The sequence below is a fragment of the Anaerococcus vaginalis ATCC 51170 genome (genome assembly GCF_000163295.1).
GTDB classification, from domain to species: Bacteria; Bacillota; Clostridia; order Tissierellales; family Peptoniphilaceae; genus Anaerococcus; species Anaerococcus vaginalis.
In genome coordinates, this window is record NZ_GG700527.1 from 1 (window position 1) to 19632 (window position 19632).

A 19632-nucleotide genomic window follows, 5' to 3' on the forward strand; every position below is an offset into this window, starting at 1 on the left:
CTTTTTTGTGAAGATTATTTCTTCACAAAATTTGTAAGAAAATTTTGACAAAGTAAATTTAATATTTTATAATTATACATATTGTATGTGCTTAGGTAGCTCAATGGTGGAGCACCCGGCTGTTAACCGGTAGGTTGTGGGTTCGAGCCCCACCCTGAGCGCCAAATGCCGGGGTGGCGGAACTGGCAGACGCACAGGACTTAAAATCCTGCGGTGGTCAAACACCGTATCGGTTCGATTCCGATTCTCGGCACCAATAACGCGGGATGGAGCAGCTTGGTGGCTCGTCGGGCTCATAACCCGGAGGTCGTAGGTTCAAATCCTACTCCCGCAACCATACTTTTTTAAAAATAATATTATATATGGCCCTATGGTCAAGCGGTTAAGACATCGCCCTTTCACGGCGGTATCCCGGGTTCAAATCCCGGTAGGGTCACCAAATGGAAGTATAGCTCAGTTGGGAGAGCATCTGCCTTACAAGCAGGGGGTCACAGGTTCGAGCCCTGTTACTTCCACCATAATATTTTTTATTAGGCTATTTTAATTATGGCTTAGTAGTTCAGCTGGTTAGAATGCCGCCCTGTCACGGCGGAGGTCGTGGGTTCGAGTCCCATCTAAGTCGCCATTTGGATTTCAATAGAGATCCAATGTGCTGATGTAGCTCAATTGGTAGAGCAATTGATTTGTAATCAATAGGTTGTAGGTTCAAGTCCTATCATCAGCTCCAATTTTATTGTGATATAAAATTGAATAAATATATAGTTTATGCTATAATGTGTTACTATGAAATACAAATTTTGGGGAAGTTCCAGAGTTGGCCAAATGGGACGGACTGTAAATCCGTTAGCTTAGCTTTCAGTGGTTCGAATCCGCTCTTCCCCACCAATTTGCGGGTGTAGCTCAGTGGTAGAGCCCCAGCCTTCCAAGCTGGTTGCGAGGGTCCGATTCCCTTCACCCGCTCCAATATGCGCCTGTAGCTCAGCTGGATAGAGCAACGGACTTCTAATCCGTGTGTCAGAGGTTCGACTCCTCTCAGGCGCGCCATGTTGGGATATAGCCAAGTCGGTAAGGCACCAGACTTTGACTCTGGTATGCGTAGGTTCGAGTCCTGCTATCCCAGCCAATTTTGATCCATTAGCTCAGTCGGTAGAGCACTTGACTTTTAATCAAGGTGTCCGGAGTTCGAATCTCCGATGGGTCACCATTAATATTTTTTAAATATTATTTAGTGGTTATACTGGCAAGCTAAATAGGCAAGAAAGGCAAATTTTTAGCCACTGTATTTCTAGATTGATCCATTAGCTCAGTCGGTAGAGCACTTGACTTTTAATCAAGGTGTCCGGAGTTCGAATCTCCGATGGGTCACCACAATTTGGAGAGGTACCGAAGCGGTCATAACGGGGCGGTCTTGAAAACCGTTAGAGTCTTACGGCTCACAAGGGTTCGAATCCCTTCCTCTCCGCCAAATAAAAAATCAATTTCTATATTGATTTTTGGAGAAGTACTCAAGTGGCTGAAGAGGCTCCCCTGCTAAGGGAGTAGATCCTTTCAAAAGGGATGCGAGGGTTCAAATCCCTCCTTCTCCGCCATATGCCCAGATAGCTCAGTCGGTAGAGCAGGGGACTGAAAATCCCCGTGTCGGTGGTTCGATTCCGCCTCTGGGCACCAAAATAGCCCGTCTAATTTATGAAGATTATTTGGTTTTCATATATAGGACATTATCATTTATTTTATTTTTTAGGATATTTGATTTAATAGGGGTTTAGTTCAGTTGGTAGAACGTCGGTCTCCAAAACCGGATGTCACGGGTTCAAGTCCTGTAACCCCTGCCATTTAAATTTTATATATGGACCTGTAGCTCAGCAGGTTAGAGCGCACGCCTGATAAGCGTGAGGTCGGTAGTTCGAGTCTACTCAGGTCCACCAAAAACAAACCTAATTATGAATTTATTTCATAAAATTTTTTTATTAAAAATTATAAGGTTTTGTTTGGGCCTCTAGCTCAGTCGGTTAGAGCGCCCGGCTCATAACCGGTAGGTCCAGGGTTCGAGTCCCTGGAGGCCCACCAGATTTAACACCAATCTTTTGATTGGTGTTTTTCTTATGAAAAAATATTTTTTTGAATTTGGATTGTAATTTTTATGAGTCTATAATAAATCGTGTTGGTAAGAGTTTATGATATTTTTCTGATGTGATTTTACTAAGAACATTTTTATCTATAATTATGTCTTTGGTATTTTTTAATTTTTATTGGCTATATGATCTTAAATATTTTCTATTTATATATGTATTTTAAAATGTTTAGCTGATAGGTTAAGGATTTTATATTTTAATATTTATAGATTTTGAAAATTTATTTGTTTACGTGTAAAGATAAATCTAAATGAATTGATTTTTGATTTCGAAAGTTTTTATTTTTTAGTTTAAGCATCTGTTATTTTAATTTCCTGTATTCTAATGTTATAATATTTTCTATTTTTTAATTATATATTTTTTTATTTTCCATAACTTTGACAAATTTACTTTGTTTTTTTTTCTAGTTATTATACAATGTTATTAGGTATTTCTACCTTTAGGAGGATTTATGAATGTTATTATTGTAGGTGCTGGTAAGGTTGGTTCTTATCTTACTAGCAAGCTCTCTGATGAGGGGCACAATATTTTAGTTATAGAGAAAAACAAGGATGTTTTGGAAAGATTGTTGGCTTCTAATGATGTTATGGGAATTTTGGGCGATGGTCGTGATCTTTCTGTTCTTGATGAGGCTAATGTGGATGAATGTGATGCTTTTATTGCAATGACTTTTAATGATGATGTAAATTTGATTTCGTCTATGATTGCTAAGAAAAAGGGTGCAAAATCTACTATTGTTAGGCTTCGTGATCCTAGATATATTAAATATGATGAATTTATGAGAAAAACCATGGGTGTTGATAGGCTTGTAAATCCTGAGTATTATGCTGCTAAGGAAATTCAAAGGACTTTGAAATATACTTATGCTGTTAATGTGGAAAATTTCTTGGATTCTAAGGTTATTTTGATCGAACTTGAAATTGATGAAAATTCTAAACTTGCTAATAAGTCTTTGATGGATCTTAATGCTGAGGGACTTTTGGGAAATACGATTATTGTTATTGGGGAGAAAGATGATCAGGTTGTTATTCCTAATGGTAATCATATTCTTGAAGTTGGCGAAAAAATTTATGTTGCAGGTCCTAGGGAAGATATTGATAAATTTTATAAAAGACAGGTTGATAATAAGAAGTCTATCAAAAATGTTTTGATTGTTGGTGGAGGTTCTATTGCTCTTTATCTTTCTGAGCTTTTGCTTAAAAGAAATTTCAATGTTACTGTTTTGGAAATTGATAAGGAAAGGGCGATTGATTTTTCTGAAAGACTTCCTGAATGTGAAGTAATCAATGCTGATGGCTCTGATCCTGAAATTCTTGATGAGGTAAGAATTGAAAATTATGATGCTGTGGTTGCTCTTACTGGAATTGATGAGGAAAATATTTTAATTTCTCTTCTTGCTAAAAAAAGAGGGATTGATAAAATCATTGCTAAGGTAAATAGGACTCAACTTCTTAAAATTACAGGTATTCTTGATGTTGATACGACTGTTACTCCAAAAAAATCTGCTTCTTTTTTTGTTTCTAGACTTTTGAGATCTAAGGAAAATTCTAGGGGAGAATCTATTTCTAATTTGTTTAGATTGTCTGATGACAGGGTTGAGGCTATTGATTTTACTGTAATTGAAAATTCTAGGGTTACTGGCAAGAAATTGAAGGATTTAAATGTAAAGGCTAATACTTTGATTGTTGGTATATCAAGGCAAAATTTGGGTGGAAAAATCGAAGTTGCAAACGGAGAAAGTACAATTGAACTTGGCGATAGGGTTATGGTTGTAACTAAAAATAAAGATTTTAAAGAAATTGACGATATATTGGAGTAGGCATGAATTTAAAAATTGTAAAATATTCACTTGGAAAACTTTTAATAGTTCTTGCAGGACTTTTGGTTTTACCATTGATTGTAGCTTTTATTTATGGGGAAAGCTTTGCGGATAAAATTAATTTTGTAATTCCTATTATTGTATCTTTAATTTTTGGAATTATTCTTAGCAAAAGAGGAGATAATAAATCCCACCTTTATACAAAGGAGGCTATGTTTATAACTGCATCAACTTGGGTTTTGTTTTCTTTGATAGGAGCTGTTCCTTTGTTTTTGACAAAATCTAATTATAATGGCTACATAGATGCTTTTTTTGAAATGGTATCGGGTTTTACAACTTCTGGGGCATCAGTTGCTATAAATGTGGAACTTTTGCCACATTCTATAATTTTTTGGAGGTCTTTGTCCCACTTTGTTGGAGGTATGGGAATTTTGGTATTTACCTTGGCAATTTTGCCAAATTCAAACAAAGAATCATCTCTTTTGATGCAAAGCGAAGTTCCTGGTCCAACTTTTGGAAAAATTACCCCAAAACTTTCTGATACAGCTAGAAATTTGTATGGAATGTATATAGTTTTGACAATTATTACAGTAATATTTCTTCTTTTTGGTGGAATGAATTTGTTTGAATCAATAATTCACGCCTTTGGAGCTGCAGGAACTGGTGGATTTTCTAATAAAGGAATTTCAATAGGAGCTTATAATTCTAGATATATAGAAATTGTTCTTGCAATTATGATGGCGGTTTTTGGTGTGAATTTTAATATATATTTTTATGCTGTAACAAAAAATGTAAGAGAAGCAGTTAAAAGTGAAGAACTAAAATGGTATATAGCAATTATTTTGATAGCATCAGGACTTATTTTTGCAAATATAGTTACTATTTATAAAGATGTCTTTTATTCGTTTGTAAATTCTATTTTTACTGTATCTTCAATAATTACAACAACAGGATATGTTTCAGCAGATTTTGGAACTTGGCCCTTGTTTTCTAAATCTGTAATAATAATGCTAATGTTTATAGGCGGATGTGCAGGTTCAACTGCAGGAGGACTCAAGGTTTCAAGATTTGTAATTCTTGTAAAAGGCGGAATTAATCAAATAAAAGAGTCCATGAATCCAAAAAAAATAACAATAAACAGGATGGATAGAAAAAAAGTTGATAGTGAAACAGAAAGATCAGTTTTAAAATATTTGGTAATATATATAATGATTTTTATTGTTTTGTTTATGATAGTATCATTAGATATGGATGATTTTGAAACAGCTTTTGCAGCAGTTTCAACAACTTTCAATAACGTAGGGCCAGGACTTGGAGCATTTGGTCCAATAACGACCTTTGCCGAAATGACAAATTTATCAAAATTTGTTCTAACCATAGCCATGCTTTTGGGAAGATTAGAAATATTCCCAATGCTTTTACTTTTGTATCCATCAACCTATAGAAAATTGAGAAATAAATAAAAAAAGAATCCTATTTTGTGTAAGTGCAAAATAGGATTTTTTATTTAATCAATCAAAATAAAGCTGTGATTAGTCCATAAATAATAGGAATCAAAATAGCAGGAATAGAATTTACTATTTTAATATCAACTAAGTCCAACATTGAAAGTCCAATGGCAATTATGCTAAGACCGCCAACACCTGAAATATTATCAAGAATTTCCTTGGTTAAAATTGGAGAAATAAGACCTGATAAAATTACTATTAGCCCTTGGTAAACTAGGATAGGAATTGCACCAAAAGCAACGCCAAGTCCCAGACTTTGTGCCATAAAAAATACAGTAACACCATCAATCATCGACTTTAGCAAAAGAATTTCGTTATTAGAATTAACAGAAGCCTCAATTGCTCCGATAATTCCCATACTACCAACACACAAAATTAAAGTTGCATTGATAAAAGCCTTTGGAAAAGTAGATCTTTTATTTTCAGAAAAAAGTCTGCCCAAAAAATAAGCAAAACTATTTAATTTATCGTCCAATTTTAAATAATTTCCAATAATTAAACCGATAACTATAGAAATAATTACAACCAAACTATCTCCTTTTCTTGCAGAATTCATACCAGTAACCATTATTAAAATTGCAAGAAATTTCATCATATCATTTTTTAATCTATCAGAAAAATGATTTCCAGTTTTTGCTCCCAAAAAACCTAAAATTAAAACAGAAATAGCGTTAATAAAAACTCCAAACATAAAAAACCTTCTTTACATATTATTCTGTTAAATTATATCAAAGCTCTGAAATAATTGCAAAAAAGCCATAAAAGGGCTAAAGAAAATTGACAAAATTACGCCTTTGACCTATGATAAGAAAAGAAAAATCTATAAAATAATTAATTGATATAAAAATTTTTTTATTTTTATATAGAAAAATAATTAGATAAAAACGATTTATTATTTAGGTTTCTACGATTATTTGAAAAATAAAATATGAAATAATATTCATTTTTGACAAAAGAAAGGAAAAATTATGAAAATTGGATTGACCATAGCAGGAAGTGACTCATCAGGTGGAGCCGGAATTCAAGCTGACATAAAAACTATGACACTAAACGGAGTGTATGCAGAAAGTGCGATCACTGCCCTAACTGCCCAAAATACCACAGGAGTTTTGTCGGTTTTAGACTCAAGCCCTCAATTTTTAAAAGACCAGCTGGATATGATATTTGATGATATTTACCCAGATAGCGTAAAAATTGGAATGGTTTCAAATTCTGATTTAATTTTAGTTATAGCAGAAAAATTAAAAGAAAAAAAAGCAAAAAATATTGTAATAGACCCAGTAATGGTTGCAACAAGCGGAGCAAAATTATTAAAAGATGAAGCAATAAAAGTTTTAAAAAATGAACTTTTGCCATTGGCAGATCTTATAACACCAAATATTCCTGAAGGCGAAATTTTATCGGGGATAAAAATAAATGATGAAAAAGATATGCAAAAAGCAGGAAAAATTATCTCTGAAAAATACAATTGTGCTTGCCTATTAAAAGGCGGACATAAAATAAATGATGCAAATGATTATTTATATGAAAATAAAAAAGGAGTTTGGTTTAAAGGAAAAAGAATAAAAAATAAAAATACCCACGGAACAGGTTGTACCCTATCATCAGCCATTGCAGCAAATCTTGCTAAAGGCTATGATATGGAAGATTCAATAAAAATGGCAAAAGAATTTTTATCAAATGCTCTTTTGGATATGCTGGATTTGGGAAAGGGATCTGGTCCAATGAACCATGCCTTTGACATAAAAGATTCCTACAAAAAATTATGTGAAAAGTAAAAGTGGATTTGATTTTGTGTTTTTGTTAAAAAGTTTTACCTTTTTTATTGGTAAATTAAAATTAAAGAATAAAAAAGGTAAAACTTATTTTTTATCAAGTATTATATTTTTCATAATAGCTCTTGGCTTTTTCAAATTTATTTATTAAATTATAATTTTTAGCAAGGCTTGCTATTAAAATTGCCTTGTCATAGTCTTCTTTATAATCCATATTTTCAAGTCTTTTGTACAAAGCTCTTGTGAAATACAAAATAGGATTAGGAATTTTATTTCTAATTAAAAAATAAGAAATAGCATCATTTATTATTTCTGGACATTTTTCATAATCTTCTACAATTATATAAGCGCTGGCTAAATTTATGCTGATAATAGGATATAATGATGAGTCTTTGTTGGTATTATCATATACAAAATTAAGTAACTCAAGATATTTTTTGTTATCAATATTTGCATAAGTCATGCCTATATCCATTAAAATTCTCAATTCAAATATAGAAAAAGATTGTATTTGGAAATTATCATATTTATTAGTAAAAGAATTTAAAGCTTTTATAAGAAATTCTCTTTCCTCTGATTCATTCAAATCATCATTCATTGATTTAAGAAATAAAATAACTTGTTTACATGAAGTTTTGATATATTCAATATCAGTAAAGTCTTTAATATAAACAATTATTTTTTCTTCATCATCAAAAGGTAATTTATTTTCTACTTTGTCAATTATTTTTTCAAAAGTTTCATTAAAAATCAAGTAATCTTTTAGGCTAGAGTGCAAATAATCTTTTATAAAATCGTGATTTAAGATATATGATATTTTATAAAGGGTAGAAAAAGAAGGCTCATTAACGCCATTTTCTATACGACTTATAGTTTTTCTGTCTATACCAGCTTCAACAGATAAGTCTAGTTGACTTATATTTCTGTTTTTTCTAACTTCTTTTATTTTTTTAGCTAATAGTATTAACTTATCCTTTTCCAAAATTTCCTCCAAATGTACCATATATGCCGTTGTTTTGATTTTATTATAGATAATATAATTAAGTTAATCAAATCCAAAGGAGGAAAAAATGAAAAGAAAAGTCTTGATTGTATTTCTAATTTTAATGCAACTATCGTGTTTTCAAAAAAAGCAAGAAGTAAAAGTTGTAGAAAACAATAATAAAATAATTATAAAGATAAAAAATTATAAGTACAATTATAATATTTAAATTAATTCTAGGAGAAAAAAATGAAAAAAAGGAATTTGATTATTATTTTATCTTTAATAGTATTTATACTTATAGGGATTTTTAGCCAAAAAGCCAAAGAGAAAGCTGAAAAAGAAAGAGAAATAAAAAATTATGAGTCTAGTGTTTCGAAATATGAAGAAATAACAGACTTACAATTCCTAAATAATGATAAAACTCTAGAAGGTTTTGTATTTATAGGAAGAAAAACTTGCTCATCATGTCGAATGTTTGTAAAAGTTATCAATGAAATTACTTTTGAAAAAGAAATAAATATAAAATATTTTGATACAGATAAATATAGAAATTCAAAATATTATGATGAAATATTAGAAAAATATCAAATAGACCAAGTGCCTTATATGGTATTAGTAAAAGAAGATGGTAGTTTTGAAACTTTTGACAAAAAAAATATTGATAAAGGCGAATTATTTAAAGATTGGTTAATAAAAAATAGGGAGAAATAAAATTAAAAAAATTCCAATTTAAAAAGGCGAAAAAATAGACAAAAAGCTTGACAAAAACACGATTTCGGTGTATTATAATTTGGTATGAAAAAAGTTCCTAATACTTTTGACATAATCGCAGATCCTGAGGGCGATTCATAAATGTCAGGACGAGTAAAGCCGCCACCTATCCGAGCGGTTTCTAAATTGATAGGCAAAATATTTAAGGAGGAACTTGATGAAAAATCAAAAGACATATGTACCAACAAAGTCAACAATTGAACCAAAATGGTATGTAGTTGATGCAACTGACATGGTTTTAGGTAGACTTGCAAGCCAAGTTGCAGCAATTATTAGAGGAAAACACAAACCAACATTTACTCCAAACATGGACACAGGTGACTATGTAATAGTAGTAAATGCTGAAAAAGTCGTTCTTACTGGAAACAAAGAATACCAAAAAGAATACAAAAGATATTCTGGATATGCAGGTGGATTAAAAACTACAACTTACCAAGATATGATGGACAAACATCCAGAAAGAATTGTAGAACATGCTGTAGTAGGTATGCTTCCACACAACAAATTAGGTAGACAAATGGCCAAAAAACTTAGGGTTTATGTAGGTGAAAATCACAATCACGAAGCTCAAAACCCAGAAGTTTTGGACTTAAAGTAAGGAGGACTTAGATGGCAGATATTATATATCAAGCTACAGGTAGAAGAAAAACTTCAGTAGCAAGAGTTACAATGAAACCAGGTAGCGGAGAATTAAAAGTTAATGGAAGAGATCTTGATGATTATTTTTCTTATGATACATTAAAAATCATAGCAAAAGCACCATTAAAATTAACAGAAAATGAATCAACTTATGACATTAAAGTTAATGTACAAGGTGGAGGATTTAACGGACAAGCTGGAGCAATCAGACACGCTATAGCAAGAGCTTTACTAGAAGTAAATCCTGATTATAGACAAGCTCTTAAAAGAGCAGGTTTTCTTACAAGAGACCCAAGAAAAAAAGAAAGATACAAATACGGTCAAAAGAAAGCAAGAAAATCTTCACAATTCTCAAAAAGATAAGAAGTATTTTACAAACAAGGAATTTTTATTCCTTGTTTTTTTGTGGAAAAAATCAAAAGATAATTTTAAAAAGGGATTTTGTTAGTAAAATAATTTTAATTTAGACTTGCCAAATAAAAGTAAAAGATTTAATTAATTTATTTTATAAAATAAATTCGGAGCGTAGACAAACCCTCAAGCACGAATATCTGACTCCAAAAATTGTTGATTTCTAAATTTTAAAATTCTAAAATCGCAAACTCGCTAACGCTCGAACAGTGCGATTTTTAACGAATTTTTAAATTTGAAATCAAATCAATTTTTTCCGTATGATATTCTTAGCATGAGGATTTGTATACTTTGGCAACAGTATGACAAGGAATTTTTATTCCTTGTTTTTTTGTGGGAAAAATTATTTTTTTGGAAAAGAAATTATATATTTATTTTCAAAAATTTTCACTCAAAAAAATCTATAGTAAAATGTAAGAAGAAAGGACTTTAGTATGGATTTTAAAAAGTTGTTTAAATTATTTTTGCACACACTTTATTTGTCTGCTTTTACTTTTGGCGGAGGTTATGTGATTTTATCTTTGATGGAATCTACTTTTGTAAAAAAATTGGGATGGATTAATAAGGAAGAGATGCTTGATATGACGGCTATTGCTCAATCTGCCCCTGGGGCTGTAGCTATTAACGCATCAATTTCTGTTGGTTATAAATTATTTGGTTTTGTTGGTGCCTTGGTTGCAACTTTGGGGACTCTTATTCCGCCTCTTGTAATTATTTCTGTAATTTCTTATTTTTATAATGCTTTTATTTCGAATAAATATATAGCTTTGATTTTAAAAGGAATGCAGGCGGGCGTTGGGGCTTTGATTATTAATGTTGTGATTGATATGACAAAAGATGTGATTATTGGCAAGGGATTTTTGATTTATGGAATATTTTTTATTTCTTTTGTCTTGAATGTTTTCTTTGATGCAAATATTATTTATATTATCACTGGACTTATCTTATTTGGTCTTATTTACTCTTTTGTTGAAAGGAAAAAATATGCTAATTAAATTATTTATAAGTTTTTTTAAGGTCGGACTTTTTTCTTTTGGAGGTGGCTATGCTGCTCTTCCTCTTATTCAAGAAGAGGTTGTGAATTTAAATTCTTGGCTTAGTATAAGTGAATTTAATAATTTAATTACAATCAGTCAAATGACTCCAGGTCCAATTGCTATTAACTCTGCATCTTTTGTTGGTACAAGGGTTTATGGTTTAAGTGGGGCGATTGTTGCAAGTCTTGGTTGCGTGACTCCTTCTTTTATAATTGTAGGAACTATTTCTTATTTTTATAATAAGTATAGAAATCTTGATACGATGCAAAGTGTTTTGGGATTTTTGAGACCTGCTGTTGTGTCTATGATTTTGGCAGCAGGAATTGATATTTTGAAGACTGCTTTTTTTGATGTAAATAAAATTTCTTTTGAAAATCTTGATATTAGTATGGTTATTTTGTTTTTTTTGATGCTTTTTGCTATTAGAAAGACAAAAATCGACCCTATAATTTTGATGCTTGGTTCTGGTTTTATATATCTTTGTATAAATTTAATTTTGTGAGGTTTTATGGGAAAAATTAATTATAATTTGAAAATGGAAGAGATAATTAAAAGTATAAAAAAAGAGGATAAAAGACCAAGACTTTTACTTCAAGTTTGCTGTGCTCCGTGTTCTTCAAGTGTTTTAACACGATTGAGAGAATATTTTGACATAGATATTTACTATTATAATCCAAATATTTATCCGGCAAATGAGCTTAACAAAAGAGTTGAAACTGTAAAAGAACTTGTTGATGAAATGAATCTTGATTCAAAGGTTATTTTCCCAGAAAATAATCCCGAAGATTTTTATAAATTTGTGGAAAATCGAAAAAATGATCATGAAGGCGGAGATTCTTGTTATAAGTGTTACCAATTAAGGCTTGAAAAATCTGCCAAGTATGCCAAAGAAAATTCTTTTGATTATTTTACGACAACTCTTTCGATTTCTCCTTACAAAAATTCAACTTGGCTTAATGAAATTGGAGAAAAATTAGAAGAAAAATATGAAATAAAATATTTGTATTCAGACTTTAAGAAGAAAAATGGCTACAAGGATTCAATAGATCTTTCTAAAAAATATAATTTATACAGGCAAGATTATTGTGGTTGTGTATTTTCATTTAAAGAAATGCAGGAGAAAAAACACGAAAAATAAATGTTATTTTTATCTTACTTTGGGTAATTTTATATAAGGAGAGATAATTATGGCTGATGTATTACTGATAAAAAATTTAAATGAAGACCAATTAAATAGTAAAAGTCTAATACCTGTAACATTTCAAACGAATATAAGCGATAAAGACAAGCTTGTAAATATTTTTAATGTTTTGAAGGACAAAAAATTAGTCGAAAATAAAAAACTAGGGATAAAAAAATCTTCAATTACCCTAGAATTATTCTCTTCAAATATAACAGAAGTAATAAAAGAATTGATAAAAAATGATTTTATGATATATGGGGTATATATATTGTATGATAATTATTTAGGAGGAAAATAATGAGTGAAAAATTACTAGATATGATTAACGAACAAATGAATTTTGAATTACAATCAGCTTATGAATACAAAGCAATGCAAATTTATGCTGATGATGAAGAATTCGAAGGATTTGCACATTGGTATGGTCATCAAGTTAGAGAAGAAATTGAACATGCAGAAAAAATGACCAAATTCTTACAAGAAGTAGGATACAAACCAGTTTATAAAACACTAGAAGCACCAAATACAGAATTCAAAGATCTTCTAGACGTTGCAAAACAAGCTTTAGCACACGAAAAAGAAGTTACAAAAAGAATTCATGAAATAGCAAAAGCTGCAAGAGAAGAAGGAGATGAAAGAGTAATTTCATTTATCAGATGGTATGTAGATGAACAAATCGAAGAAGAAGATACCTTCAACAAATTAATCACAAGACTAGAAAGAATAAATGGAAATTACGGTGGCCTTTACCTACTTGATGGCCAACTTGCACACAGAGGATAAAAAACAAGGCCAAGTTTAAGCTTGGTCTTTTTTTGTAAGAAAAAATAATATGAAAATAAATTTAAAAGAAAAAAATATGGAGCTTACAGTAAATACCTATGGGGCCTACATAGAAAAATTTACCAAAGAAAAAAAGCCTATATTTTTCCCAAAACTTCTTATAAAAATCAAAAACGAATTAAAAACAAGAGGCGGTATGCATCCATGCCTTCCAAATTTTGGAAAAAGTGAAATAAAAAAATTAGACCAACATGGATTTGGAAGAATTTCATTTTGGGATATAGAAGAAAAAACTGAAAATTCAGTAAAATTAAAATTAGAAGGTAAAGGAGAATATGAAAAATCCATCTATTATATAAAATACAAATTAATAGATACATCACTATTGGTAGAATTAGAAATAATAAATAATTCAAAGGAAAATTTACCAATAGCTCCCGGCTTTCATCCGTATTTTTACGTAGACAAAAATTTTAAAATAAAAAATCTAGACTTAGAAAAAATAGATTTAGAAAAAACATATTTTTTAAAAGAAAAAAAAGCAAGCATAGAAAGCAAATACTACAATATAGATATAGAAAACAATAATTTCCAAGAATTTGCAATATGGACAGATTTTCACGGAGATTATTTGTGCCTAGAACCTTGCTTAAACGGTCCGAGTTTTACAAAAAAAATAAACAATCCCTATATCCTAAAAGCAAAAGAAAAATTCGAAGAAAATTTTACAATAACAATAAAAGAAAAATAGCCAGCTAGGCTATTTTTTTATTTTTGAAAAAATAGATAAAATAAAGATTTATAACAAAAATAAATATAAATCAATAAAATCAAAGCAAAAAATCAAATAAATTAAAATAAAACTTGAAAAATATAAAAAGGAAGTATAATAAAAATAAGATGGGAGGAAATTATGAACCAACAAGCAGAAAGAGTACTAAGAGTTTTTGTATTAGCCATAATAGCAACAATTATATTAAAACTTTTGGGAGTAGCAATAAAAATAATTTGGTCAGTAGTAATACCCTTATTTGTTATATATTTCCTATACAAAGTTTTGATAAAAAAAGAAGACATATTTAGATAAAGGTAAAAAAATGAAAGATAAAAATCAAATTATAAAAATAATCCTAGGAATTTTAGGCATAATACTAGGGTTTAAAATTTTAAAAATAATATTTTCAATAATATTTGCCCTACTAATACCAGTTTTTATAGGAGGAGGACTAATCCTTATCCCAATCTTACTTTTAATAATTCCTCTAGGAATATTATCAGCAATAGGATATGCCATCTACAAATTTTTCCTAAAAGAAAAATCTGTGTGGTAAAAAATACCCCAAAATCAAAAAAAAGATTTTGGGGTATTTTTTTAAATTTATATTTCATTTAAAACAAATTTTTCTATCGCCTCGCCTACTGCGCCTTGGTTGTTTGTTGCTTTTGTTGTGTATTTTGATATGTCTTTTAATAAAAGATGGGCGTTTTGGACTGCGGCGGAATAGCCTGCTTCTTCTAGCATTTCTTTGTCGTTGTAATTATCTCCTATTGTTAGGACGTTTTCCATTCCTATTCCATAGTGAGCGCACAATTTTTCTAGGGCTTTTGCCTTGTTTACATTTTTTCTGTTTATTTCCATGAAGGTATCTGATGAGTAGGATATTGAAATATCCCAATTACATATTCTTGCTATATCTTCTTCTAGGCTCATTAAATAGTTTAGATTTGAATTTTTTATTATTACTTTTACTATTATTTCTTTGTCTAGATTTTTAATATCTTTTGCTTTTTGGACAAATTTATATATATTTTTGTCGTAATTTCCTTCTACTTCATTTCCGTTTACAAAAACGTAGCAATGTTTATCAGTATAAATTTCAAAATGTACTCCTACTTCCTTGCAATAATCAGAAATTTCAACTGCTTTTTTGTAATCTATTGGGGATGCTTCTACAACTTTTTTTGTTACATTGTCCATTATTATCCCACCATTACAAAGAATTGAAAATCTATCTTCTTTTACATTATCGATTTGCTCTAGTATATCAAATAGTTGGTAGGGTCCACGACCTGTTGCTGTTGTAATTATTATTCCCATTTCTTGGGCTTTTTTTATAGCGTCTATATTTCTTTTGTGAATGGTCTTATCGTCTGATAAGAGGGTTTCATCGCAATCTGTTGCTATTAATTTTATCATAAACTCTCCTTTCTAATTTTATACCCAAAGTCTTTTTTTATTTTGTAATTTTCAAATATAAAAAAACGTGCATTTAAAACACACGCCTAAAAATTTATTTATTTTTTAAAAATTCAATTATATCATTTGATTCGTACATGTATTCTCCATCATGGAAAAGACATGGTACTTGTCTTTTGCCGCCTTTTTCGATTAATTCTTTCATAGCGTCTCTATCTTCATTTATATTTACTATTTGAATTTCTATATTATTTTCTTCCATAAAATTTTCAACTTTCCTACAGTGAGGACAAGCTGTTCCTACAAACAATTTATATTCTGACATATATTCTCCTTAAAATAAATTTCAAAATTTTTCCATTTTATATTATTATACTAATAGAAAGGAAGTTTTAAAGGTGAAAAAATGAAAGATAAGATTTTAAAATTTATAAGGCTTATTCTTGTTATAGTTATAATTGTATGTTTATTTCTTCTTGGTAGAAGGGGATATGACTATTATAAAAATTATAAGAATAACAAACACATATCAGATATAGTAAAAAATGTTGAGAAAGATCAAAGTAAAAATGACTCAAATGATAATTTAGATGATTTTGAAAAATTAGAAAAGAAATATATGGCTATTTTGAAAAAGTTGCAAAAAGAAAATTCGGATATTGTAGCTTTTTTGGAAATTCCTGGAACTTATATTTCGTATCCGATTTTTCAAGCTAAGGACAATAATTTTTATTTAAGAAAGGGCATAGATAAAAATTATGATATAGCTGGTTCTATTTTTATGGATTATATGAATGATCCTAAGATGAATGATGACAATAGTGTAATATATGGGCATCATTTAGATGATATAAAATCAATGTTTACAGGTCTTGATGGCTACAGAAAAAATGACTTTGCTCAAAGCCATAGAACTATATATGTTACAACAAATGAAGGGCTTAGAGAATATCAAGTTTTCGCAGCTTATGGTATTCCATCAAATTATGATTATAGGACTTTGGATTTTGAAGATAAAGAGGAAAAACTTAAATATTTTGACAAGTTAAAATCTAATTCTGAAAATGAACTTGAAACTCGTGATTTTAAGGAAGATGACACGATAATTACCCTATCAACTTGCCAATATGATTATAAAGATCAAAGACTTGCAGTCCACGCCCTAAGAATAAAGTAAGGAAAAAAATGAATAGATATATAGAAGAAAATAAAAATAAATTAAATTTAAAAAATGAAAAGGGTCAATTGATTTTTTATCACGAATCTTTTGACCCAAAAGATATTTTTACCTGCGGCCAATGTTTTAATTTTTTTGAGGAAGAAGATGGATCATTTACTGCAGTTTTTTTGGGAAAAATTATAAATCTCAAAAAAGAAGGCGACAAGATAATTATAGAAAATGTAAGTGAAGAAGAATTTTATGATATTTTCTACGATTATTTTGACCTTGGAGTAAATTATGAAGATATAAAAGAAAAGATTTCTTTAGATAAAACTTTAAAAGAGGCTACAGAATATGGTTCTGGAATTAGGATTTTAAACCAAGAATTTTTTGAAACCCTAATTTCATTTATAATTTCAGCCAACAACCAAATCCCAAGAATAAAAAAAGCTGTAAGAATAATTTCAGAAATGTATGGAGATTATATTGGAGAATATAGAGGAAGAAAATATTATTCTTTCCCTAATCCTGAACAATTATCCAAAGCAAGGCCGGAAGATTTAAGAGAAAAAGCAAGAGTTGGTTTTCGTGATAAAAGAATAGTCCAAACGGCAAAAATAATTAATGATGGATTTTTTGATTTTGAAAAAGATATAAAAATGCCTACAGAAGATTTAAGGAAAAAACTCCAAGAGCTTCCTGGAGTGGGACCAAAAGTTGCCGATTGCATTTTGCTTTTTGCCTTTCACAAAAGAGAAACCTTCCCGGTTGATGTTTGGATAAAAAGAGTTATGGAATTTTTATTTATAAAAGAGGAAGTTCCAAAAAAACAAATTTCTGCCTATGCCGACAAATATTTTGGGGAAAATGCAGGTTATGTCCAACAATATTTATTCTATTATGGAAGAGAAAACGCAATCGGCAAATAAAACTTGCATTATTTTAAAATACTTGTATATTCATATTAGATGTTAGCAGTCAAATACGAAGAGTGCTAAAAGGAGGAATAAAATGAACTTAAAACCAATCGGTGAAAGAGTAGTTATAAAAAAATTAGAAGCAGAAAAGAAAACCCAATCTGGCATAGTTTTACCAGAATCTGCCCAAGAAAAACCACAATATGCAGAAGTTGTTGCAATAAGCAATGATATTTTAAATGACCAAGACAAAAAAGATTCCTTAAAAGAAGGAGATAAGGTTATTTATTCTCAATATGCAGGAACTGATGTGAAAATTGACGGCGAAAATTACGTGGTTTTAGCATACAAAGACGTATTAGCAGTAGTAGAATAGGAGAAAATTATGGCAAAAGATATAAATTATGGAAAAAGTGCAAGAGATGGTCTTGAAAGAGGAATTGATAAATTAGCAAATGCTGTAAAAGTTACACTTGGACCAAAAGGAAGAAATGTAGTTTTAGATAAATCTTACGGAGCACCAACAATCACAAATGATGGTGTAACAATTGCCCAAGAAATCGAACTTGAAGATAGGTTTGAAAATATGGGTGCCCAACTTGTAAAAGAAGTTGCAACAAAAACAAATGATGTAGCAGGAGATGGAACAACAACAGCAACAGTTCTTGCCCAAGCAATTATAAAAGAAGGACTAAAAAACCTAGCTGCAGGAGCAAATCCAGTAGTATTAAATAAGGGATTAAAAAAAGCAAGCAGTGAAGTTGTAGCTTATATCAAAGAATCTTCAAAAGAAGTAGAAGATAAAAAAGCAATCGAACAAGTAGGAACAATCTCATCAGCAGATCCAGAAATTGGAAAATTTATTGCAGATGCTATGGAGAAAGTAGGAAATGATGGAGTAATCACAGTAGAAGAATCCAAAACAACCGACACCTACCTTGATGTAGTAGAAGGAATGCAATTTGACAAGGGATATTTGTCCCCATATATGGCAACCGACAATGAAAAAATGGTAGCAGACCTTGATGACCCATATATACTTGTAACAGATAAGAAAATTTCAAATATTCAAGAAATCCTACCACTACTTGAAGAAATTGTTCAATCATCAAAACCACTTTTAATAATTGCAGATGATGTAGACGGAGAAGCTTTAACAACACTTGTTTTAAATAAATTAAGAGGAACCTTCAACGTAGTTGCAGTAAAAGCACCAGGCTATGGAGATAGAAGAAAAGAAATGCTTGAAGATATAGCAATTCTTACAGGTTCAAAAGTAATTTCAGAAGACTTATCAATGGAATTAAAAGAAGCTACAATTGAAGATCTTGGATCAGCTAAAAAAGTTAAAGTTGACAAAGATCACACAGTAATTGTAGAAGGAAAAGGCGACAAAGAAGCCCTAACAGAAAGAGTAGAAAAAATCAAAGGTCAAATTGAAGCAAGCGATTCAGAATATGACAAAGAAAAATACCAAGAAAGAGTAGCTAAACTTGCAGGCGGAGTTGCAGTAATAAACGTAGGAGCTGCAACAGAAACAGAAATGCAAGATAAAAAATACAGAATTGAAGACGCCCTATCAGCAACCAGAGCCGCAGTAGAAGAAGGAATAGTTGCAGGCGGTGGAACAGTTCTAATAGAAGCAATCAAAAAAGTAGAAGCTCTAGAAGAAAAATTAGAAAATGACGAAAAAACAGGAGCAAAAATAATAGAAAAAGCTCTAGAAGCACCACTAAGACAAATCGTAGAAAATGCAGGAATGGATGGATCAGTTGTACTTGAAAATGTAAAAAAATCAGACAAAAACAACGGTTACGATGCCTACGATGATGAATACGTAAATATGTTTGAAAAAGGAATCGTAGAACCAACAAAAGTAACAAGATCAGCCCTAGAAAATGCAGTAAGTATAGCAAGCATGATTCTAACAACAGAAGCAGCAGTGGCAGATATAAAAGAAGAAAAACCAGAAATGCCACCACAAATGCCAATGGGATATTAATAAAAAATTTGCTCTTGCAAGACAATAATATTGTTTTGCAAGAGTTTTTTTATTTTTAAAATTAAATTTATAATTTTTTAAGCATTAAAATAAAATGATTTTTGAAATTTAAAGCTTATAATTTATAATTAATTTATATTTATTAACAATACTATAATAAGTAAAAAAAATAATTTAATAAGCTAATTATCTAGTATAAAAAAGTTTCAAAATATGATATAATTTTGTAAATGAACAAAATATAATAATTTTTTACAAGCTAATAAAATTTTAAAAAAATTTCTTGTAAAAAACATTCAAAAACAAGTATA

General features: G+C 30.2%; 23 protein-coding genes and 19 tRNA genes. 38 read left to right on the top strand and 4 right to left on the bottom strand.

Annotated features, from left to right (window positions below; genetic code table 11):
* Positions 1-89 precede the first annotated feature (89 nt).
* The 21 genes from HMPREF0078_RS00010 (at position 90) to HMPREF0078_RS00110 (ending at position 5414) form a co-directional block, all read left to right on the top strand.
* A tRNA-Asn gene (locus HMPREF0078_RS00010) sits at positions 90-164 on the top strand.
* A gap of 3 nt (positions 165-167) precedes the next feature.
* Positions 168-256 (top strand) — tRNA-Leu (locus tag HMPREF0078_RS00015).
* A 4-nt stretch (positions 257-260) separates the two neighbouring features.
* Positions 261-337 (top strand) — tRNA-Met (locus HMPREF0078_RS00020).
* A gap of 27 nt (positions 338-364) precedes the next feature.
* Positions 365-439 (top strand) — tRNA-Glu (locus HMPREF0078_RS00025).
* Between the two features lie 3 nt (positions 440-442).
* A tRNA-Val gene (locus tag HMPREF0078_RS00030) sits at positions 443-518 on the top strand.
* Between the two features lie 30 nt (positions 519-548).
* A tRNA-Asp gene (locus HMPREF0078_RS00035) sits at positions 549-625 on the top strand.
* Between the two features lie 26 nt (positions 626-651).
* A tRNA-Thr gene (locus HMPREF0078_RS00040) sits at positions 652-727 on the top strand.
* 72 nt (positions 728-799) lie between these two features.
* Positions 800-885: transfer RNA gene (locus HMPREF0078_RS00045), tRNA-Tyr, on the top strand.
* A gap of 4 nt (positions 886-889) precedes the next feature.
* Positions 890-963 (top strand) — tRNA-Gly (locus HMPREF0078_RS00050).
* A 4-nt stretch (positions 964-967) separates the two neighbouring features.
* Positions 968-1044, top strand: a tRNA-Arg gene (locus HMPREF0078_RS00055).
* Positions 1045-1047: 3 nt separating this feature from the next.
* Positions 1048-1123, top strand: a tRNA-Gln gene (locus HMPREF0078_RS00060).
* Between the two features lie 5 nt (positions 1124-1128).
* Positions 1129-1204, top strand: a tRNA-Lys gene (locus HMPREF0078_RS00065).
* A gap of 88 nt (positions 1205-1292) precedes the next feature.
* Positions 1293-1368, top strand: a tRNA-Lys gene (locus tag HMPREF0078_RS00070).
* Positions 1369-1374: 6 nt separating this feature from the next.
* Positions 1375-1465 (top strand) — tRNA-Ser (locus tag HMPREF0078_RS00075).
* A 30-nt stretch (positions 1466-1495) separates the two neighbouring features.
* A tRNA-Ser gene (locus tag HMPREF0078_RS00080) sits at positions 1496-1589 on the top strand.
* 3 nt (positions 1590-1592) lie between these two features.
* Positions 1593-1668: transfer RNA gene (locus HMPREF0078_RS00085), tRNA-Phe, on the top strand.
* Positions 1669-1756: 88 nt separating this feature from the next.
* Positions 1757-1832 (top strand) — tRNA-Trp (locus HMPREF0078_RS00090).
* 16 nt (positions 1833-1848) lie between these two features.
* Positions 1849-1925: transfer RNA gene (locus tag HMPREF0078_RS00095), tRNA-Ile, on the top strand.
* 65 nt (positions 1926-1990) lie between these two features.
* A tRNA-Ile gene (locus HMPREF0078_RS00100) sits at positions 1991-2067 on the top strand.
* 516 nt (positions 2068-2583) lie between these two features.
* Positions 2584-3951 carry a Trk system potassium transporter TrkA gene (trkA, locus tag HMPREF0078_RS00105; protein ID WP_004837971.1) on the top strand — a complete coding sequence of 456 codons (1368 nt, stop codon included), beginning with the start codon at positions 2584-2586 and terminating at the stop codon, positions 3949-3951.
* 2 nt (positions 3952-3953) lie between these two features.
* Positions 3954-5414, top strand: a complete 1461-nt coding sequence (locus tag HMPREF0078_RS00110; RefSeq protein WP_004837972.1) for a TrkH family potassium uptake protein — start codon at positions 3954-3956, stop codon at positions 5412-5414.
* Positions 5415-5466: 52 nt separating this feature from the next.
* On the opposite strand, the gene HMPREF0078_RS00115 is transcribed toward HMPREF0078_RS00110, so the two are convergent.
* A complete protein-coding gene (locus HMPREF0078_RS00115) occupies positions 5467-6150 on the bottom strand; it encodes a DUF554 domain-containing protein (protein WP_004837973.1) in 684 nt (227 codons plus the stop codon).
* A 277-nt stretch (positions 6151-6427) separates the two neighbouring features.
* On the opposite strand from HMPREF0078_RS00115, the gene thiD reads away from it, so the two are divergent.
* Positions 6428-7237, top strand: a complete 810-nt coding sequence (thiD, locus tag HMPREF0078_RS00120; RefSeq protein WP_004837974.1) for a bifunctional hydroxymethylpyrimidine kinase/phosphomethylpyrimidine kinase — start codon at positions 6428-6430, stop codon at positions 7235-7237.
* A 94-nt stretch (positions 7238-7331) separates the two neighbouring features.
* On the opposite strand, the gene HMPREF0078_RS00125 is transcribed toward thiD, so the two are convergent.
* Complete coding sequence (locus HMPREF0078_RS00125) at positions 7332-8216, bottom strand: helix-turn-helix domain-containing protein (RefSeq protein ID WP_155811425.1); 885 nt, start codon at positions 8214-8216, stop codon at positions 7332-7334.
* 88 nt (positions 8217-8304) lie between these two features.
* Here HMPREF0078_RS00125 and HMPREF0078_RS09050 point away from each other — a divergent pair, with 88 nt between their 5' ends.
* From HMPREF0078_RS09050 to HMPREF0078_RS00175, 12 genes are all read left to right on the top strand, one after another.
* Positions 8305-8445, top strand: a complete 141-nt coding sequence (locus tag HMPREF0078_RS09050) for a hypothetical protein (protein WP_004837976.1) — start codon at positions 8305-8307, stop codon at positions 8443-8445.
* Positions 8446-8465: 20 nt separating this feature from the next.
* The gene (traF, locus tag HMPREF0078_RS00130) at positions 8466-8930 is read left to right on the top strand and encodes a conjugal transfer protein TraF (protein WP_004837977.1); all 465 of its coding nucleotides are present in this window, start codon (positions 8466-8468) and stop codon (positions 8928-8930) included.
* Between the two features lie 217 nt (positions 8931-9147).
* The gene (gene rplM / locus HMPREF0078_RS00135; protein ID WP_004837978.1) at positions 9148-9588 is read left to right on the top strand and encodes a 50S ribosomal protein L13; all 441 of its coding nucleotides are present in this window, start codon (positions 9148-9150) and stop codon (positions 9586-9588) included.
* An 11-nt stretch (positions 9589-9599) separates the two neighbouring features.
* Complete coding sequence (rpsI, locus tag HMPREF0078_RS00140; protein ID WP_004837979.1) at positions 9600-9992, top strand: 30S ribosomal protein S9; 393 nt, start codon at positions 9600-9602, stop codon at positions 9990-9992.
* Positions 9993-10474: 482 nt separating this feature from the next.
* Positions 10475-11035: a chromate transporter gene (locus tag HMPREF0078_RS00145; protein WP_004837981.1), complete on the top strand. Its 561-nt coding sequence runs from the start codon at positions 10475-10477 to the stop codon at positions 11033-11035.
* Positions 11025-11579 (top strand): chromate transporter, encoded by a 555-nt coding sequence (locus HMPREF0078_RS00150; protein WP_039920325.1) that lies wholly within the window; start codon positions 11025-11027, stop codon positions 11577-11579. Before HMPREF0078_RS00145 ends, HMPREF0078_RS00150 begins: the two co-directional genes overlap by 11 nt.
* A 6-nt stretch (positions 11580-11585) precedes the next feature.
* Positions 11586-12215, top strand: a complete 630-nt coding sequence (locus HMPREF0078_RS00155) for an epoxyqueuosine reductase QueH (RefSeq protein ID WP_004837983.1) — start codon at positions 11586-11588, stop codon at positions 12213-12215.
* Positions 12216-12264: 49 nt separating this feature from the next.
* Complete coding sequence (locus HMPREF0078_RS00160; RefSeq protein ID WP_004837984.1) at positions 12265-12558, top strand: hypothetical protein; 294 nt, start codon at positions 12265-12267, stop codon at positions 12556-12558.
* Positions 12558-13043 (top strand): ferritin, encoded by a 486-nt coding sequence (locus tag HMPREF0078_RS00165; protein WP_004837985.1) that lies wholly within the window; start codon positions 12558-12560, stop codon positions 13041-13043. Before HMPREF0078_RS00160 ends, HMPREF0078_RS00165 begins: the two co-directional genes overlap by 1 nt.
* A 49-nt stretch (positions 13044-13092) precedes the next feature.
* Entirely contained in the window at positions 13093-13794 is a 702-nt protein-coding gene (locus tag HMPREF0078_RS00170) for an aldose epimerase family protein (RefSeq protein WP_004837986.1), read from the top strand.
* A 162-nt stretch (positions 13795-13956) separates the two neighbouring features.
* Positions 13957-14130, top strand: a complete 174-nt coding sequence (locus HMPREF0078_RS09140) for a hypothetical protein (RefSeq protein ID WP_004837988.1) — start codon at positions 13957-13959, stop codon at positions 14128-14130.
* Positions 14131-14140: 10 nt separating this feature from the next.
* Positions 14141-14374, top strand: coding sequence for a hypothetical protein (locus HMPREF0078_RS00175; RefSeq protein WP_004837990.1), 234 nt, complete (start codon positions 14141-14143; stop codon positions 14372-14374).
* A 47-nt stretch (positions 14375-14421) separates the two neighbouring features.
* Here the strand turns inward: HMPREF0078_RS00175 and HMPREF0078_RS00180 are convergent, their stop codons facing one another.
* The gene (locus HMPREF0078_RS00180; RefSeq protein WP_004837991.1) at positions 14422-15240 is read right to left on the bottom strand and encodes a Cof-type HAD-IIB family hydrolase; all 819 of its coding nucleotides are present in this window, start codon (positions 15238-15240) and stop codon (positions 14422-14424) included.
* 94 nt (positions 15241-15334) lie between these two features.
* The gene (locus tag HMPREF0078_RS00185; RefSeq protein ID WP_004837992.1) at positions 15335-15565 is read right to left on the bottom strand and encodes a glutaredoxin family protein; all 231 of its coding nucleotides are present in this window, start codon (positions 15563-15565) and stop codon (positions 15335-15337) included.
* Between the two features lie 81 nt (positions 15566-15646).
* Between HMPREF0078_RS00185 and srtB the strand changes: the two genes are divergently transcribed.
* The 4 genes from srtB to groL all read left to right on the top strand — a co-directional run bounded on the left by srtB (position 15647) and on the right by groL (position 19321).
* A complete protein-coding gene (gene srtB / locus HMPREF0078_RS00190; protein ID WP_004837993.1) occupies positions 15647-16417 on the top strand; it encodes a class B sortase in 771 nt (256 codons plus the stop codon).
* A gap of 8 nt (positions 16418-16425) precedes the next feature.
* Entirely contained in the window at positions 16426-17331 is a 906-nt protein-coding gene (locus HMPREF0078_RS00195; RefSeq protein WP_004837994.1) for a DNA-3-methyladenine glycosylase family protein, read from the top strand.
* A gap of 82 nt (positions 17332-17413) precedes the next feature.
* On the top strand, positions 17414-17695 hold the full coding sequence (locus HMPREF0078_RS00200) for a co-chaperone GroES (protein ID WP_004816894.1): 282 nt from the start codon (positions 17414-17416) through the stop codon (positions 17693-17695).
* Between the two features lie 9 nt (positions 17696-17704).
* Positions 17705-19321 (top strand): chaperonin GroEL, encoded by a 1617-nt coding sequence (gene groL / locus HMPREF0078_RS00205; RefSeq protein WP_004837995.1) that lies wholly within the window; start codon positions 17705-17707, stop codon positions 19319-19321.
* Positions 19322-19632 lie beyond the last annotated feature (311 nt).